The 17,313-nt window shown below is 35.0% G+C and carries 15 protein-coding genes; 8 read left to right on the top strand and 7 right to left on the bottom strand.

The genetic code is table 11. From position 1 onward, the window contains the following. The 8 genes from KORDIASMS9_RS12910 (at nucleotide 1) to KORDIASMS9_RS12875 (ending at nucleotide 8,786) form a co-directional block, all read left to right on the top strand. Entirely contained in the window at nucleotides 1–1,029 is a 1,029-nt protein-coding gene (locus tag KORDIASMS9_RS12910; RefSeq protein ID WP_114903228.1) for a hypothetical protein, read from the top strand. Between the two features lie 58 nt (nucleotides 1,030–1,087). Further along, nucleotides 1,088–1,906 (top strand): DNA adenine methylase, encoded by an 819-nt coding sequence (locus tag KORDIASMS9_RS12905; RefSeq protein ID WP_114903227.1) that lies wholly within the window; start codon nucleotides 1,088–1,090, stop codon nucleotides 1,904–1,906. 445 nt (nucleotides 1,907–2,351) lie between these two features. Next, entirely contained in the window at nucleotides 2,352–2,816 is a 465-nt protein-coding gene (locus tag KORDIASMS9_RS12900; RefSeq protein WP_114903226.1) for a DUF4870 domain-containing protein, read from the top strand. A gap of 135 nt (nucleotides 2,817–2,951) precedes the next feature. Further along, the gene (locus tag KORDIASMS9_RS12895; protein ID WP_114903225.1) at nucleotides 2,952–3,296 is read left to right on the top strand and encodes a PadR family transcriptional regulator; all 345 of its coding nucleotides are present in this window, start codon (nucleotides 2,952–2,954) and stop codon (nucleotides 3,294–3,296) included. Further along, a complete protein-coding gene (locus KORDIASMS9_RS12890; protein ID WP_114903224.1) occupies nucleotides 3,289–5,013 on the top strand; it encodes a PspC domain-containing protein in 1,725 nt (574 codons plus the stop codon). The genes KORDIASMS9_RS12895 and KORDIASMS9_RS12890 overlap by 8 nt, the downstream gene beginning before the upstream one ends. Nucleotides 5,014–5,319: 306 nt before the next feature. Then, nucleotides 5,320–6,042: a head GIN domain-containing protein gene (locus tag KORDIASMS9_RS12885; RefSeq protein ID WP_114903223.1), complete on the top strand. Its 723-nt coding sequence runs from the start codon at nucleotides 5,320–5,322 to the stop codon at nucleotides 6,040–6,042. Nucleotides 6,043–6,253: 211 nt separating this feature from the next. After that, entirely contained in the window at nucleotides 6,254–7,528 is a 1,275-nt protein-coding gene (locus tag KORDIASMS9_RS12880; protein ID WP_162819933.1) for a hypothetical protein, read from the top strand. Then, nucleotides 7,515–8,786, top strand: coding sequence for a WG repeat-containing protein (locus KORDIASMS9_RS12875; protein WP_114903221.1), 1,272 nt, complete (start codon nucleotides 7,515–7,517; stop codon nucleotides 8,784–8,786). The genes KORDIASMS9_RS12880 and KORDIASMS9_RS12875 overlap by 14 nt, the downstream gene beginning before the upstream one ends. Nucleotides 8,787–8,960: 174 nt before the next feature. Here the strand turns inward: KORDIASMS9_RS12875 and trxB are convergent, their stop codons facing one another. From trxB to KORDIASMS9_RS12845, 7 genes are all read right to left on the bottom strand, one after another. Next, on the bottom strand, nucleotides 8,961–9,932 hold the full coding sequence (trxB, locus tag KORDIASMS9_RS12870) for a thioredoxin-disulfide reductase (RefSeq protein ID WP_114903220.1): 972 nt from the start codon (nucleotides 9,930–9,932) through the stop codon (nucleotides 8,961–8,963). Nucleotides 9,933–10,136: 204 nt separating this feature from the next. Further along, the gene (locus KORDIASMS9_RS23295) at nucleotides 10,137–10,364 is read right to left on the bottom strand and encodes a hypothetical protein (protein WP_162819932.1); all 228 of its coding nucleotides are present in this window, start codon (nucleotides 10,362–10,364) and stop codon (nucleotides 10,137–10,139) included. A gap of 172 nt (nucleotides 10,365–10,536) precedes the next feature. Further along, on the bottom strand, nucleotides 10,537–10,806 hold the full coding sequence (locus KORDIASMS9_RS12865; RefSeq protein WP_114903219.1) for a hypothetical protein: 270 nt from the start codon (nucleotides 10,804–10,806) through the stop codon (nucleotides 10,537–10,539). A gap of 11 nt (nucleotides 10,807–10,817) precedes the next feature. Further along, on the bottom strand, nucleotides 10,818–11,420 hold the full coding sequence (locus KORDIASMS9_RS12860) for a hypothetical protein (RefSeq protein ID WP_162819931.1): 603 nt from the start codon (nucleotides 11,418–11,420) through the stop codon (nucleotides 10,818–10,820). Nucleotides 11,421–11,439: 19 nt separating this feature from the next. Beyond that, a complete protein-coding gene (locus KORDIASMS9_RS12855; protein WP_240321051.1) occupies nucleotides 11,440–12,273 on the bottom strand; it encodes a hypothetical protein in 834 nt (277 codons plus the stop codon). Between the two features lie 218 nt (nucleotides 12,274–12,491). Beyond that, nucleotides 12,492–14,888 (bottom strand): ABC transporter permease, encoded by a 2,397-nt coding sequence (locus tag KORDIASMS9_RS12850; RefSeq protein WP_114903217.1) that lies wholly within the window; start codon nucleotides 14,886–14,888, stop codon nucleotides 12,492–12,494. A 1-nt stretch (nucleotide 14,889) separates the two neighbouring features. Further along, complete coding sequence (locus KORDIASMS9_RS12845) at nucleotides 14,890–17,304, bottom strand: ABC transporter permease (protein ID WP_114903216.1); 2,415 nt, start codon at nucleotides 17,302–17,304, stop codon at nucleotides 14,890–14,892. Between the last annotated feature and the right edge of the window lie 9 nt (nucleotides 17,305–17,313).

Raw genomic sequence — 17,313 nt, 5'->3', positions numbered from 1 at the left:
ATGTTATTAGCAAATTTCACAAAACCAGGAGGGCTTCCATTTGAGCAAAATACACTTGCTTTTATGCAATTCGCATACCTCGAAATAATCAATTCTTTTATATCACACTTAACCAGTGATAATCAAAATTATATCATTTCAGGATGTGCTGTGGAAAATGGTCAGATATCTTCAGGATGGATGGTCATAAATAAGGAGCTTCTGTTCTTTGAGCAAACAGAAGGAGATCTAAGTAGTAAAATTGCTCCAAATTCAGAATTGTTTGATCAAGTGTTTCAAGATGGTGTTACTCATCAGATTTATACTATTCAAACAGCTATTATTGACGATTTAGGAGTAGAGCTAAATGATTTTATTACAATTCCTAATGCTATGGAATTTTTAACCTCAGTTCCTTCAGCTACAGAATCAGTATCAGGAATTGCTGAAATAGCGACACAAGCTGAAGCAGATCAGGGAGTAAATGATTTAAAAATCATAACTCCTAAAAAGTTAGCAGAATCTTTACCTGTACTATCTCCACCTCCACCACAAGCAACAGAATCAGTATCAGGAATCGCGAGAATAGCGACACAAAATGAATCAAATGGATCTACTGTTGATGATAAGTTTATCACACCTAAAAAATTGAATGGTAGAAGTGCTACAACAACAAGAACTGGAGTTGTAGAATTAGCTACAACCAATGAAGCAATTGCTGGAGTAGATACACAACGAGCTATTACTCCTAAAGCACTTGCAGACGCCTTAGCGTCTTTAATACCACAATCACCAATATTGCATACTGGAACTTATACAATTGGGAACCCTGGACTAGATCAGTTGTATACGGTGAATTTCCCAAATGTACAAACATCCAATTACATGATTGCTGGATCAATAGTTTCAGTAGGTGCTGATTGGAATACAGATAATGATGTTTTCTACGTAGTACGTAATAAAACGAGCTCTTCCTTTCAATTAGCAATTAGAGAGATAGAATCTGTTGTACAAAATATACGATTTGAATATATGCTAGTTCGATTCTAAATCCTAGCAAAAGCATAGTAGAATAATTAATATTAATCCCCCTTAAATTTCAAAAATTATGAATGTTGACAAGCAGACCAAAGGCGGTCTTAAAACGCCAATTAGTTATTATGGAGGTAAACAAAGTATGTTAAATCATATCTTGCCTCTAATTCCAAAGCATGAGATTTACACAGAGCCATTTTTTGGAGGTGGTGCAGTGTACTGGGCTAAAGAGCCAGTCAAATGTGAAGTAATTAACGATTACAATATGAATATCGTTAACTTTTACGAAGTATTAAAGCACAACTATTTTGACCTCAGAAAAAAGGTAGAAGCAACTCTTCACAGCCGAGAAACCTATAAAAAGGCATTAATTATCTACGAATGTCCTTGGTTGTTTGATGAGGACAAGGTTGTAAGAGCATGGGCGTTTTATGTAGTGACCAATCAAGGTTTTAGCTGTAAAATAGGTACTTGGGGCTATGATCGTAAAAAAAGGGCTCATACCATACAAAATAAGATAGATCGTTTTCAAGAAGAGTTATCAGACAGAATGCGTTACACTCAGATAGAGCATAACAAAGCCCACAAAGTAATTCAAAGTAGGGACACGGAAGACACGTTTCACTATGTAGATCCTCCGTATATCGACACTGACCAAGGTCATTATGGTGGCTACACGAAAGAGCATTTTGAGAGAGACTTGGATGCTTTGTCAAAAGTTAAAGGAAAGTTCTTATTGAGTTCATATCCTTCAGAAGTGCTTGATAAATACATCAAAAAATACAACTGGCACACCAAGTCAGTGAGTAAGATATTAAATGCTGGAAATGCAGCAAAGCTTGGGAAGCGAAGAAGGAAAATCGAAGTTTTAACAGCTAATTATCCTATATAAACCAAGCGGGCTTTGTTAGTTGTCACACATCACAAAAAAACACCACAATAGTGTACCCGCTTGGATATACTCTTATGATGTGGTGTTCTTAATGAATGTGTGACGCTGTAAAGATACACATATTTTGTAATCTACAGTGTTTAAATGGTATTTAAAAGCTGTTTAAACACTGTTTAAAATTGGATTTTTATAGAAGCTCATTGAGTGAGTGAATAGTGTATTTTTTGATGTAGAACTTCATGTCAATATGCCAACCAAAATATTTATACGTTTGGCTTTGAAAATTTATCCGTTTCGTTTTGCCGATTATAATTTTCAATTAATTAAATCAAAAAACTCATAGTTTAAACACACTTTTAAATGTTAATATTTTGTTAATTTTTAGTACTATGTTTTGCATAATACCTTTTTTTAACCATATATTTGTATAAGAAAATAATAGGTAATGGAATCAACTTTGACAAATCACGATAAAAATGTGGCGACAGTTTTACATGTAGCGTCGTTTAGTAAATACTTTTTTCCGTTTGGAAATTTTATACTTCCCATCATTTTTTGGACGATGTATAAAAAAGATTCGAGTTATATAGATCATCATGGAAAAGAAGTAATTAACTTTCAATTGAGTCTGCTTTGTTATAAGATTGCCGCAACAATGTTGTGTATTCCGTTTTTTATTGCGGTTGGCATTCACAATGTAAGTACGTGGGATATTTTTTGGTTTCACGACATTTCAATAAATGTGGAAGAAGGTATTCGCATTTTTGGAATATCACTCGTTGGAATTATTTCTGGACTCGGTGCTTTATTATTTTTTGCATTTAACATTACGTATACCATTGTGGCAGCAATGAAAGCGAATGAAGGTGAACGCTATCGGTATCCGTTAACATATCGTTTCATCAAATAACATCACACTTTGGCAAGCTCAGTGTAACATCATCAATCACACTTCGACTTAGCTCAGTGTAACATCAATCATCAATCATCAATCATCAATCATCAATCAAAAAACGAACAGAATCATTAAAAGACACATGAAAACATGAAGATAGAGAACACAAAAGCACAAATGCGTAAAGGCGTGCTAGAGTATTGCATCCTATCCATCTTACGAGATCAAGATGCGTATGTTGCCGAAATACTAGGAACGCTCAAAGACGCAAAAATGCTTGTCGTAGAAGGAACTATTTATCCATTATTGACAAGACTGAAAAATGCAGGTTTATTGAGTTACCGCTGGGAAGAATCAACTTCTGGTCCACCTAGAAAATACTATGGACTCACAGAAACTGGAAGATTATTTTTAAAAGAACTGAATACTACTTGGGACAATTTACAAAATGCTGTATCACTTGTAACACAACAAAAAACGACTACTAATGAATAAGACCATTAATATAAATTTAGCAAATATGTTTTTTCATATTGATGAAGATGCATATAAGACCTTGCAGCGTTACTTAAACGCCATAAAACGCTCCTTTACAGACTCGCAAGGAAGAGATGAAATTTTGGCGGATATTGAAGCCAGAGTTGCCGAACTTTTTTCGGAACGTATGAAATCGGAACGACAAGTTGTTGGTATTAAAGAAGTTGAGGAAGTTATTGACATTATGGGACAACCAGAAGATTATCTCGTAGATGACGAAATCTTTGAAGATGGTCCTAAAGGAAACTATACAAATCAAACAAGAACTGAAACAGGAACAGGAACCACTCGCAAGTTATATAGAGATTATGACAATAAATACATTGCAGGAGTTTGTGCAGGTATTGCACAGTATTTCGGGGTAGATGCGTTATGGGTACGACTGATAGCCGTTCTTATTGTATTTGCTGGAGTAGGATCACCTATTTTTGTGTATTTCATTTTATGGATCATTATTCCAAAAGCGACTACTACAAGTGAAAAACTTGCCATGGCGGGAAAGCCCGCGAACATCAGCAATATTGAGAAAAAAATCAAAGAAGGGCTTGATGATGTTCAAGAAACTATCAACGACATCAATTTTGAGCAAGTTGGTCAAAAAGCAAAAAGTGGCGCGTCTTCCTTCTTTGATTCTATAGGACATATTATTACAACATTTATCAAAGTATTTGGTAAGTTTTTCGGAGTCATTTTTATCATCGCTGCAGCTTCTATTTTAATTAGCTTGATTTTGTCTGCCCTTGGTATTAGCATGTTTGACTTTGATATTTTTCAAGGAGAAGAATCTATTTATTATGAAGATTTAGGCATCTTGAATCAAACACCGCCTTGGGTACTTGGTTTGTTAGCATTGCTAGTTGTTGGAATTCCAGCATTGGTATTATTCATTTTTGGAATAAAAATTTTAGTGAAGAATTCGAAATCTATTGGAACGTCTGCTAAAATTGGACTTGTCGTTTTATGGATTGGTGCCTGTTTGGGTGTTGCGTATATCGCTTCCAGTGCAGCATTGCACCAAAATATTGAAGCAACCGTATCCACCAAAGAACAATTATCCATCGTTAAAAATGATACGATTAACGTGAAAATGGTAAAAAATGAAGATTTTGACGGACGCTTCCAAAGATATGATCATGATTACAATGTAGAATATGACGAAAATGGAAACATCGTTTTGTATTCTCGCTCTGTGCGACTGACTGTAAAACCAACAGAAAACGATAATGCGCGTCTTCGTGTGAGCAAAAATGCTAGTGGCGTTTCCTACCAAAATGCAAGACAACGTGCACAAGGTATTGAGTACAATTATAATTTTGACGGTAAAACGCTCAGACTCGATGGTTTCTTTTTATTCGATGAAGAAGATAAGTACAACAATCAAAAAGTCGAAGTTGTACTGTATTTACCAGAAGGTGCTATTATTTATGCAGATAAAAACACCAAATCATTTCATAGAAACTCTAGAGGCTCAGGACATATTTTAGCAAGAGGTTCAGAAGAACATTATTATCAAGTGGTAGACGACGAATTGGAATGTTTGGATTGCCCATCAACGAAAAAAAGTAATCGTAAAAACAGTACTAGAAAACAACGTGATGCTGAAAAAACAACTACCAATACAAGGAATGCAAAAGATAGTACCGCTGTAAAAAATGATAGTATTTCGGGGAACTAGGTATTAGGTAAAATAATAAATATAGATAATCAAAAATCAATCAATCAATCAACTAAAACAATCAACCAACACTTCGGCTTCGTTCAGTATATATCTGTGGAGTCGAAGTGAAATCAACCAAAAAACCATCATCACATTTCGACTTAACTCAGTGTGAAATCAATCAATCAATCAAAAAATGAGCAATTCACAATCCGACTGAAACTACTAAAACTGAACGAAAAGTTTTGGTAGTTGGATTGTTTGTGAGTACTTTATCATCAACATCAAAAAATCATCAATCAACAAACAAAAACACTAACTATTATGATCACAATAGCACGAATTATCGCCATTGCCATCCTAAGTATTTTAATGACTTCTTGTAATTTTAATTTTGGATCTGGCATTAAAGGAAACCGAAACGTAGTCACCGAAGATCGTGACGCGGAAGAATATTTCACCATTATAAAAGCGTCGGAAGGATTAGACGTATACATCACACAAGCTGAAACCGCTTCTATTGAAGTAGAAGCCGACGAAAATGTCATCGGATTGATTGCCACAGATATCAATAATGGCGTTTTAAAAATTCACGCCGAAAAAAATATTGGGCGTTGTAAGTCTAAAAAAATACATGTAAGCTTGCCAACTATTGATAAAATTATCAGCACGAGTGGCGCAGATGTTTATACTACTTCCACAATTTTTTCAGAAACCATTGAGATTAAAAGCAACAGTGGCGCCGATGTAAAAGTAGACGTAGAAGCGGAAAGTGTATCGTGTTCAACATCAAGTGGCGCAGATATTAAAATCTCTGGAATCGCAGATTCACTAGAAGCAACTGCCAGCAGCGGAAGCGATATTCACGCACAAGATTTAGTGGTGAAAGATTGCAATGCTTCTGCAAGTAGTGGCGCCGATGTAACTGTTCACGTTACTCAAAAACTAGTGGCAAGCAGTTCTAGTGGCGGCGATGTAAATTATTACGGAAACCCAGAGTCTGTTTCAAAAAACAAGTCTGTTTCTGGCGGTGTTCATAAGAAGTAAGTTATTCAATGTACCATTTTTTTGATGTAGTAATGTATCAATTGGAAGATTTGAAGACAAACTCAATTTCACAATGAAATAATTAGTCATCATCAAATACACAACATCACAACCAAACCTCAACCAACGACAAAGCCCTTGAAGTAATTTCGGGGCTTTTTATTTTTAGTATCGTATTAGAAATCTTATTTTGCGGTATAAAACCGTACGAATGCCTTGTAAACTTCATCATTTTTTATTATTCCTGTTCTTTTCATGTTTTTCACTATCAGCGCAAGGGTTGCGGGTAGATGTTGGACATAGTGATTTTCGAATTCGCAATTTACATTTCGCAAACTATCCTGAAAGAAATGTGAAAGTAACTTATTCCACTTTTGAGTCTCCTCGAAAATATTATAACGAACTATTTTTTCATGAAGTTTTTTACGACCAATATTACTTTTTTCACTTGCGTGAAACGCCAAAACTTGCCGATCGGAACGCTTCAAAAGATATTATTTTAATGCCTGAATACAAAGTAGTGGTGAGCAAAGCAAAAGGCGTGTTGGTCTTTACTCCGTATACAAACTTTTTTAAAAATGGCGGATTCACAAAAACAGGCAAAAAAAAGACGATCCATGGAGTTGCTGTTGAAAAATACCGCTTGTCACCTTCTTTTTTAGACATGGAAATTTGGGTTGGCACTCAAGAGAAAAGCAATCGAATTACCGATTTTCTACACGAATTGAACCTTTTAGACGGCATTCCTAAAGAGAAAAAAGTAATCGCCGTTGTTAATAACACAATAGAATATGGCACAGAGTTTATTCGGTATCGAGAAGAAAGAAAAGGTTGGCTAAAATCTAAGTTTGACAGACTTCTCAGCGTTTCAGAAGCTGTAGAACAAGAAAGAGACACATGTTATGAAGCTTCAAGAATGGACACGATTCCTGTATCCACATTGAAAAATATACCCAAAACAACAAAACTAAAATATAAGAGTGAATACAAAACTTCTTTTAAGACCTTTTATGGAAAGAGCGACGCTAAAATAGATGCATACACAGCCTATTGGGACGATAAAAGTGCCATGTATTTACAATTGTATGATGTGACTGATACTGAAGGTGAAAAGTTTATTTTTCTTCAGAATGAAAAAACAGCACTTAAAGGCAGGATTGAGAATGATACGTTTCAAGTAGAAATCGCCACAAAGCAAACGAAAGACAATTGTTCGGTATACGGAACGCCTGTTTTTATCAAAAAACACCAAGAAAATGGACGTGAATTGAGCATGTATATGACTTCAGATGCACGAGCAGGAAATATTTGTACGTTGGTGATCGATGAAAAATCAGATATAGATACTTCGTACTTGTTCGATTCGTATAATTTGCCCAAAGGTGAAGTGATTAAGTTAGATATTTTTACACGATCTTACAGATATACAAGTGAAATAAAAACAGTAAAAGAATCAAAAAAAATCAAGATTGATGTCAAAAATTAAACAAATAATAAGCTTTCTTTTCATCTTTAGTTATACGTTCTTAATAGGTCAGAATGAAATTTTGATTCCAAACAGAGTTGGTGATAAGTGGGGATTTAAAGCCATGAATGGAAATGCTGAAATCAAAGCCGTATACGATAGTGTATCCCATTTTTCACACTATTTAGACGACACAGAAAACTCCAAACAAGCCTTGGTGAAACAAGGAGATTTTTGGGGATTGATTGATATGAAAGGAAAAGCCGTCGTTCCTATAGTATACGAACAACTGAATGAAGCTAAAATTTCAGATGTTCGTGCATATTACATCGCCAAAAACAATAAAGGAAAATTTGGGATTCTACACAGGAATACAAAGCTGACAGCAATTGAATACGATACTTTAAGCGCACATTACGATTATATTGTGGCGCAAAAGGCAAACAAGATTGGAATTTTGGAACTTTCTGGCAAGGTGAAAATTCCTGTTGAATACGATCAAATCAGGTATATTAATGAATTTCAATCTATTTCTAATTTGCGAGAAGATTGGGAGTTTAACGGCAACGAGTTGATTCACGCCAAAGCAAATGTTCGTATCAAACTTCCTAAAACAGTACAACCAAACCAATCTTTTGTGGTTTGGAGCGTGAGTAATGCCAAAGAAACCAAATACCTTGTAACAGAGCGATTTTACGGACTTTTAGCTGGTAAACTTGCTAGAAATGACGATGATGAAGACTTTGAAGAAACTGTGCATGCTATGCCCGATAATCCGAACGAAGCAATAGAAAGAAAACGCTACCAATCGTTGGTTGACAATGGTTATAATTTTCGAGAAAAATACAATTCCTATGATCGGTTTTATACGTTTTCAAAAGAAGATTGGTCTAAAATTGGCGTGTATGATTTGAAGGAGAATCGTGAAATTATTCCGCCACTCTATGCTGATATTCGGTTTCCATCATATAAATCGAAACAATATTTCTTAGTAAAAGCAAATCGAAAATATGGTTTTTTCGATGCAAAAGGAACTGAAGTTTTTCCTGCAACTTTTGATCGTTACGAAAGTTATGAAGGTGTATTTATGTTTGGCGATAAAAAAAACGTACGATTATTTTCTTTAAAAACCGGGAAAAAATCAACGGAAACCTATGAAGTTTTGAAAAGAATCGTATACAATAAATATTCCATAAATGAAGTCACGCTGATGAAAGTCAAGCAAAATGGTATTGTCTTTTTTGTGGATGAAAACATGAAAGCGTATTATGAGAAGTGATGTTTTAATTAGAAGATAAATTCGAAGCCAGCAGCTTCTTGTATGTAACAAAAAAACCGCATAAACATGAATTTTACGCGGTTTTGTTTTTTTATAATATTTGAAATCGCAAGTTGAAAAACAATGATTAAAAAATTTTCAAATTTTCAAATCGAATCATTATCAAATCAAAGGTTACGCTTCAATCATATCTTCAACAGAAGCCAAGTAACGTTCTGCATCCAAAGCTGCCATACAGCCGGTTCCAGCAGCGGTAATCGCTTGACGGTATTCTTTGTCTTGAACATCTCCAGCAGCAAATACACCTGGAATATTTGTTTTGGTAGACTTTGCTTCCGTAATCAAATAGCCAGTTTCGTCCATATTTAAAATGCCTTTAAACATATCTGTATTCGGTTTGTGACCAATTGCGATGAAAACTCCCATCACTTCCAATTCGCGCTTTTCTTGCGTTTTGTTGTTTACAATGCGAACTCCATCAACCACCATTTTACCTAATACTTCGTCTAATTCTGTATTGTACAATACTTCCAAGTTTTCAGTTGCATTCACACGATGTTGCATGGCTTTGCTCGCGCGCATTTCGTCTCTACGCACCAACATGGTTACTTTTCTACATAATTTTGCTAAATACGTTGCTTCTTCTGCGGCAGTATCACCTCCACCCACAACAATTACATCTTGTCCTTTGTAGAAGAATCCGTCACAAGTAGCACAGGCAGAAACGCCACCACCAATTAAACGTTGTTCGCTTTCCAACCCTAAATATTTGGCAGAAGCTCCTGTAGAAATGATCAAGGTTTTTGCTAGAAATTCTTTTTCTTCGGCACCATCACTGATATATACTTTGTGAATTCCTCCTACTTCTGTAGCCAAATCTACTTTCGTTGCAATTCCAAAACGTACATCAGTTCCAAAACGAGTTGCTTGATTTTTTAAATCTTCCATCATCGCCGTTCCGTCCGTACCATTTGGATATCCTGGAAAGTTATCTACTTCTGTTGTGGTTGTCAATTGTCCTCCTGGCTCCATTCCGGTATACATCACTGGATTCATGTCTGCTCTAGCAGCATAAATAGCAGCTGTATATCCTGCAGGTCCACTTCCTATAATTAAGCAATCTAATGCTGTGTTTGTATCTGACATATTCTTTTATCTAATTATTAAACAGATTTATAACAAAAGTAGTTTTTTATCTGAATTCCTTACATAAAATTTATCAACAAAAACTATACAAGTGTTTGATATCTTTATAGAAAAAGCAATAACATACCCAAATGTGTTATTGCTTTCAATATCTTAATACATTGTACTCTTTGTTAAATTGAAGATACACGCATTATTCAAAAATTAATACTTCCCTGGCGGAACGGTCAAATTACATACGACGCCGCCTTCACAATGAGTTACAATACAGGTGCCGCAGGTATCATACGTACAATAGGTTATAGATTCTATACAGGTTCCTATCGGACAGGAAATGTCTGAATTAAGTGTTCCTTTTCCCGTAACGGAATTGCTAAAATTAGAGATTGCATTTTTGCGAAGCGATAACGCTTTTAGATTTCTTTTTTTCATGGTTTCTATTTTATATTTAAGATATTAAAAATGCAGAAGACCATGTTCCTAATTAAGAAAAATATAAGAAAATTATGAAGCTACTCATCAGATTTCCATCACTTTGATACAAAAAAAAGCAATACCATATAAAATACGCTATTGCTTTCTGTACTATGTATATATTGTGTTTTTACACAATTCTGCTTGCCATGCTTACCAAAAAATTAACACCGTTGTCAATATTGGCAATTGCATCTGCCTTAGCCGTATTAGAAGCTGCTGCTGCATTGATTTCTTTCAATACTTTCACAGCATTTTCATTACTAATTTCACTCTCTTTGATGAATTGGTCAATTTCTTTGATACTGATGCGTGTTAGACTCGCAATAGTCGTTTGAAATTCTGTATCCGTTTGTTTTCCAGCTTGTTCCGCTAAGTTATCCCAATCTATTTCGCTCATGTCTTTCTATTTTAATTTTTTGCTTTAATTGCTGATTCTATATTCAACAGTTTGTTAAAACCATTTCCTGTTTTGACTAATAAACTGTCTAAGTGACCCTGTATTTTGCCTACGTTGATGTTGGTTCCTGTCAAATTTTGAATTTCCTGTAAGGTATTTGCTTCAGATTGTTTCAGCTTTACTGCTGATGTAATCAAGTTTTGCAACGTTGAACTTGCCTGTTGATAATTTGCATAACTGTTATTTAACGACGTAATCATTTCGTTGCGTTGCGTATCTAGCAAACCTTGTAGCGAATCCCGTTTTCTGTTGATCACTGGCATGACGCTTTTTAGAATATTTGCCAATTCTGAACTTACGTCAACACCAGCAGGGATTTTCGATTCAAAATTTTTCACATACCTAGGAATGTATTGATTGTTGATAAAATCGTTCACTTTGTCCTTTCGTTCGTCAAATAATCTATTGACCAATGCAATATTTAGCTGATGCATAGAATTTGCCTCCGAAATAACCTCCTGCGACAACGTTGCTGTAGATGCCGGAATGGACGCACAAGCTATCAAACTTATGGTAATTAAGACAGTTAGTATACTTTTTATGAGTAGTTTCATGTGTGATTGTATTTTTAAATTAGTTGTCATCTGATGTAAAGACGGCTTTTATTTTATTGATTATTCCTTGTAATACTGTAAAGATCGCATCCGAAGAAAATCCACCTACAAGTGCCAAAACACAACTATTAAAAACGGTGAGACTTTTTCCTCCATTGTAGGTTGCTACAATTTCTGAAAGAATTAATCCAGACATGATTCCAAGTACAATCAAGCCTACATAATAAATGGATTGTTCGGGCATTAACGTGCCTTTTTGAATACCTTCACTCACGCTTTTTAGTAAATAAAAAACAACACCCAAACCAGAAGTTGCACACAAAAACATTAAATTAAGAAACAAAGGCGTACCATCATTGTCTAAAACTCCTTTTGCGAGTGATGCATTATCAACTTGATCTGAGAGAGAAGTTCCTATAAAAAGTGCCAAAAACACCAATGCAAGTATGATTAAGTTTCGAATGATTGGCAATTTGCTAAATATGGTTCTGCTGTTATCTCTAGCATTTAATGTTTTTAAATACTTGATTGATTTTGGTGTGGCGGGAGCAACATTTTTAGCAAGAATGTTGTGCGCATTAATCAAATCGTCCAAATTATTACTTTCTATCAAAGGATTTAATTCAGTATTAATAACTTTTCCATTTCGCATCGCAAATGATAGCATGTTTTCCAACTCTTCTTTGATTTCATTCATGAGTTTGTCCGAAACTCCTTTATGAACACCTTTTGGTGCTTCTTTTTCAAGCTTTTGAGTAGTGGCTTCTCCAGACTTCGAGGTTTCTAGAGTTGTTGCTTTTGATTTTTCCTCGTTCTGTTGAGGCGTTTTAGGTGTAGGGTCTGAGGTTGACATCGTATATGGTTTTAGTCAGTTTTCCCAAACTTACAATATTAAATGCGTATTTAAAAGCATAACAAATACTCGTTTTCAAATCAAGGGTTTGTACGTAGCTTTTTTAGGTGTTGAGTTTTGAGACGCTTCGCTTTTGGTATTTGTTTTTCGTTAATTTGTTTTTCGTTAGTTCCTAAGAAACTTACCAAGACTTACCACCCAAAACCCAATTTCAAAAATCACTCAAACTTTAAATACTTTATCAAATCTACTTTGGTTGCGTTGAAGGCTTTGATACCTACAACTACGAAAACCAACACTAACAATGTAATTGGTGCAATGATATACGGCCACCAAGGCATGTCAATTCGGTACGCGAAGTTGTCTAGCCAGTTTTGCATCAAATAGTACGCAATGGGCAAAAGAACGATTACCGCAATACCTGTAATTTTGATAAAACTTTTCACGAGTTGCACCATGATTTCTTTGACAGATGCGCCCAAAGTTTTACGAATAGCAACTTCTTTTAATCGCTGCTGAATGGTCAACGTTGCCAACGCGAACAATCCTAATAAAGCAATGAAAATAACCACTAAGGTAAGAATGAAAAAGAGCGTTTGTTGCTTTTTGTAAATGTCGTGTGTTTTGCTGTAATATTTGTCTAAATAGTAGAATGAAAACGGATAGCCAGGTTCTAATTCGGTCGTCCAGAAACGTTCAATTTCTGCCAAAGCTTCTTCTTTTTTTCCTTCTTTTATTTTGAATTGTACTGTACTCATCGCGCCACGAACCCATTTAAAACCTGTATAATACATAAAAAATGCTGGACGAATTTCTTTGTCTAAGCCTTCAATATGATAATCTTTTACAACTCCGACAATGGTAAACTTTTTGCCGTCGATGTTGACTTCTTTATGGATTGGATCATTGGCAATTCCTAAGCGTTTTACTCCCGTTTCATTAAATATAACACTGTTGATGGTGTCGGAAGCAAAATCCTTAGAAAAGTAACGTCCTTTGGCTAGTTTGGTGTTGATCATTTCTAAATGCCCAAAATCGAGCGGAATGAATTTCGAATCTACCGCAATGTCTTTGTGCATCACATCTAACGAAATATCATTATCGTCACCAGGCACTAAAAACGTAGAAGTAATGTCTTCAATATTCGGGTTGTTCTTAAATACATTTTTGATCAAGTTGTATTGTTTGCTTCTGCTTGTTTGCGTGTCATTGAATTCTACCACCAAGATTTCTTCTCCCGAAAATCCTAAATCTTTCGAACTCATATACTCCACTTGTGCATATACCACTAATCCGCCAATAAAGAAAAATCCTGAAATAACAAATTGCAAGCCAAGCATCACATTTCGCACCAAAATCATATTGCCGCTTCTGGAAAAGTTTCCTTTTAACACATGAATCGTCTTAAAATTTGACACATATAAAGCCGTGATAAAACCAATAATTGCTGAAATTGCAATTGCCAAACCGATCACTTGCAGAATGATCGTTGTATTGCTTAACACGAGATTTTTATTGATAAATGCATTAAAGACAGGCAATAACAATTCTACAATAATTAACGCTAGAAAAACAGCAATAATTCCTTGCACTACAATTTCCAATACAAACTGCAATTGCAATCCGAGTTTAGAAACGCCCAAGGTTTTCTTTACGCCTACTTCTTTGGCACGTTGACTTGCAGAAGCTACAGACAGATTGATAAAGTTGATACTGGAAATCACAATAATCAAAATAGATAAACTCAGCATAATTAGGAGTAACAAATAGTTTCCTTTGCCTTCTACCATGCCATCATCGCCTTGTCCGTGTAAACGTAAATCTACCAAACGTTCTAATATCGGAATTGAACCTTGCATAGACACATATTCATCTACGGTAATTCCTTGTTCTTCTGCTTCTTTTTGATAATATTTAGCTACGTAAAGGTCGTAAATTTTCTTTTCAACAGAAGCCAAATCTGTCCCAACTGGAATTTTATAAAATGTATATACGCTGTATCCTCCCCAGTTATCACTTTTGGTCACAGGCATATGTATCATGGCATTTGGCATAAATACCGAAGGTTTTTTTAACTCATATACACCAGTTACAATACGCTCCTCTTTTCCATATTTAATAGTTTTTCCAATGGATTCTTTCTCTCCAAACAATTGTTTTTCCAAGTCTGTTGAAATCGCCATTGATTTCTTTGTTGTCAAGATTTCTTTGGGGTTACCTTTTACGATCGTATGCGGAAAAAACTCAAAAAAGTTAGCATTGGCACGTCCAATCTTCGTTTCGTAAATTGAACGTTCTTTGTAGCGCAATATTTGACTGTAATAGCCTGAATTAACAGAGCAATAATCTATAACTCCCGGAACAACTTCTTTTACAGTCTTCCCTTCTGGTTTTGTGGCGTCATCATATACTTGTCCATCGCCCCATTTGTGAGCTACTTTATAAACCATGTCTTTTTGTGTATTCCACTGATCGTAACTTTTTTCGTCCTTGTAATACAATAACACAATAATCAAACCTACCAATCCGAGTGTTAAACCACTAATATTGATTGTGGTATTTAACCAATTCTTTTTGCTATTTCTAAAGAATAATTTTAGCCAAGTTTTTAACATATTATTCGAATTTTAAGTATTTGATTAAATCAATTTTTGTGGCATTGAATGCCTTTACGCCTACTACAACAAAAACGAGAATGAGCAGTATGACAGGTGTTACAATGTATGGCCAAAGTGGCATATCAATTCGATATACAAAATTATCGAGCCAGCCTTGCATAAAGTAATAGGATATTGGTAGCAATACAACTACAGCAATGATGGTAATTTTTAAGAAGCTTTTTACAAGCTGAAACATAATTTCTTTGACAGAAGCGCCAAGCGTTTTGCGAATGGCAACTTCTTTTAAACGCTGCTGAATAGTTAAGGTTGCCAGCGCAAATAATCCTAGTAACGAAATGATGATGACAATGGTAGAAAGAATCAAAAACATGGTTTGTTGCTTTTCATATTTTTCATATGTTTCGGCAAAATGCGCGTCTAAAAACTGATAATTGAATGGATACTTATCGTCCACATTTTCTATCCAAAATTCTTCTATGTCAGCAATGGTTTGTGAAATATTTTCAGGTTTGATCTTAAACTGTATAGCACTCAGCCATTTTTTTGTCATCGGAAATGTTTTCCAATGAATTAAAAACATAGGATCTATTTTTACATCAAAACCGTCAAAGTGATAATCTTGAATCATTCCGATGACTTCAAATTTACGTTTATCTTCATCGGGTTGCCAACCAAGATTCACTTCTTTTCCTATTGGATCGTTGTAAATACCTAAGCGTTTCGCCGCTGTTTCATTCAGCATGATTGTTGAAATTGTATCAGACGCAAATTTTTCCGAAAACGTTCGTCCTTTTAGTAAATTGAGCTGTGCAAAATCTATATAATTATGGTCAATCGTATTTGATGCCGTATTGAACGATTCGTCTCCATAACGAAGACTCGTTCCGTTTAAATTTCCATCGCCAGGCACAAACATACTTGAAGATATTTCCATAATATTTTCATGATGAATCATACTGCTTTTTAACAGCTCATACTTTTTATATTCGTCTTCAATATTGTAGACATCTACCACCAGCGTTTGCGCTTTTTCAAAACCTAAATCTTTATGAATCATAAACGCCATTTGATTGTAAATAACCAACACGCCAATTAAAAAGAATCCAGAAATTAAAAATTGCAATCCTAGCATAACGTTTCTAGCAATAATTCCTTTTTTACTGCGTGAAAAGTTTCCTTTTAAGACTTCAACAGTTTTAAAATTAGCTAAGTACAATGCAGGAATACTTCCAACAGTAATTGAAGTAGCGATGGCAATACCAATCAATTTTAATAAAACTCCTCCGTTGGTCAAGCGTATATTCTTGTCCATAAATTGATTAAAATATGGTAAAACAAATTCCACTAAAATCAACGCAAATAAAAGTGCTATAAATCCTTGTAGTACAATTTCAAAAACATATTGAAAAATGAGTTGTTTTTTGGACAATCCAAGCGTTTTCTTTACACCAACTTCTTTGGCGCGCTGACTTGCAGAAGCCGTTGATAAGTTGATAAAATTCACACAAGAAATAATGATTAATAAGATAGATAAGCCTAGTAATACCAATAATAACTGATAGTTTCCTTTGCCGCCCGGACCTGCATGATTGGCTTTATGGTGTAACCGAATGGTGCTCAACTGTTCTAACAATACTTCTATGATGCCATACTTTTCTTTAACTTCTTCCAAAGTCATGTTATTTTTTGCCAACTGTGGCTTTACATTTCGCTCAATGATGACATTGTTCATTTTTTGTCGAACCTCATCTATATTGGCATCTTTGGTAATTTTACAAAAGAGTTCATTTTGAAAGTTTCCCCAGTGCAATTCGAATGGTTTGCTAAACTGCATCAACAATTCAGACTCGTAATGACTGTTTCCTGGAACTTCATACACACAAGTAATGATATGATCATTGCCATCAATTTTAACTAGTTCGCCAATAGGACTTTTGTTTCCGTAAAGTTTTTTCGCAAATTCTTTTGACAGCGCAATATGAGTTCGGTTTTCAGCAAATTTTGCAGTAGTTCCTTCTAAAATTGTAAATGGGAAAAAGTCGAAAAAATTTGGTTCCGTTTGCGTCATTTTCTCCGTGTACACTTTCGTTTCTCCATTGAGTAACACACGACTTCTGTAAAATGGAGAAACCAATACTGTTTCTTCTACTTCTGGAATGTCGCTTTTAAAAAGGATCGCTTCTGCAGAGGTACTAGAGAACCAAATTCCATTATTTCTGGATGTGTTGGCCACTCTGTATATTTCGTCTTTATTAGGATTCCAGTCATTATAACTGAGTTCATCATTAAAGTATAATAATACGATGAGTAAACCTGCAAAACCCAGTGTTAAGCCGGAAATATTCACGACTAAATTAAGCCAGTTTTTTTTACTATTTCTAAAAAATATTTTAATCCAAGTTTGTAACATAACGTTCGT

It is taken from the genome of Kordia sp. SMS9, assembly GCF_003352465.1.
Lineage (GTDB): Bacteria > Bacteroidota > Bacteroidia > Flavobacteriales > Flavobacteriaceae > Kordia.
This window is presented reverse-complemented; position numbering and strand designations above follow the sequence as displayed.

What these genes read in the sequence shown, in the direction of transcription:
- KORDIASMS9_RS12885 (WP_114903223.1), top strand. Translation starts at nt 5,320, where the DNA reads ATGATCACAATAGCACGAATTATCGCCATTGCCATCCTAAGTATTTTA.
- KORDIASMS9_RS12875 (WP_114903221.1), top strand. Translation starts at nt 7,515, where the DNA reads ATGTCAAAAATTAAACAAATAATAAGCTTTCTTTTCATCTTTAGTTAT.
- KORDIASMS9_RS12900 (WP_114903226.1), top strand. Translation starts at nt 2,352, where the DNA reads ATGGAATCAACTTTGACAAATCACGATAAAAATGTGGCGACAGTTTTA.
- KORDIASMS9_RS12905 (WP_114903227.1), top strand. Translation starts at nt 1,088, where the DNA reads ATGAATGTTGACAAGCAGACCAAAGGCGGTCTTAAAACGCCAATTAGT.
- trxB (WP_114903220.1), bottom strand. Translation starts at nt 9,932, where the DNA reads ATGTCAGATACAAACACAGCATTAGATTGCTTAATTATAGGAAGTGGA.
- KORDIASMS9_RS12855 (WP_240321051.1), bottom strand. Translation starts at nt 12,273, where the DNA reads ATGTCAACCTCAGACCCTACACCTAAAACGCCTCAACAGAACGAGGAA.
- KORDIASMS9_RS23295 (WP_162819932.1), bottom strand. Translation starts at nt 10,364, where the DNA reads ATGAAAAAAAGAAATCTAAAAGCGTTATCGCTTCGCAAAAATGCAATC.
- KORDIASMS9_RS12880 (WP_162819933.1), top strand. Translation starts at nt 6,254, where the DNA reads ATGCCTTGTAAACTTCATCATTTTTTATTATTCCTGTTCTTTTCATGT.
- KORDIASMS9_RS12895 (WP_114903225.1), top strand. Translation starts at nt 2,952, where the DNA reads ATGAAGATAGAGAACACAAAAGCACAAATGCGTAAAGGCGTGCTAGAG.
- KORDIASMS9_RS12890 (WP_114903224.1), top strand. Translation starts at nt 3,289, where the DNA reads ATGAATAAGACCATTAATATAAATTTAGCAAATATGTTTTTTCATATT.
- KORDIASMS9_RS12845 (WP_114903216.1), bottom strand. Translation starts at nt 17,304, where the DNA reads ATGTTACAAACTTGGATTAAAATATTTTTTAGAAATAGTAAAAAAAAC.
- KORDIASMS9_RS12910 (WP_114903228.1), top strand. Translation starts at nt 1, where the DNA reads ATGTTATTAGCAAATTTCACAAAACCAGGAGGGCTTCCATTTGAGCAA.
- KORDIASMS9_RS12860 (WP_162819931.1), bottom strand. Translation starts at nt 11,420, where the DNA reads ATGAAACTACTCATAAAAAGTATACTAACTGTCTTAATTACCATAAGT.
- KORDIASMS9_RS12850 (WP_114903217.1), bottom strand. Translation starts at nt 14,888, where the DNA reads ATGTTAAAAACTTGGCTAAAATTATTCTTTAGAAATAGCAAAAAGAAT.
- KORDIASMS9_RS12865 (WP_114903219.1), bottom strand. Translation starts at nt 10,806, where the DNA reads ATGAGCGAAATAGATTGGGATAACTTAGCGGAACAAGCTGGAAAACAA.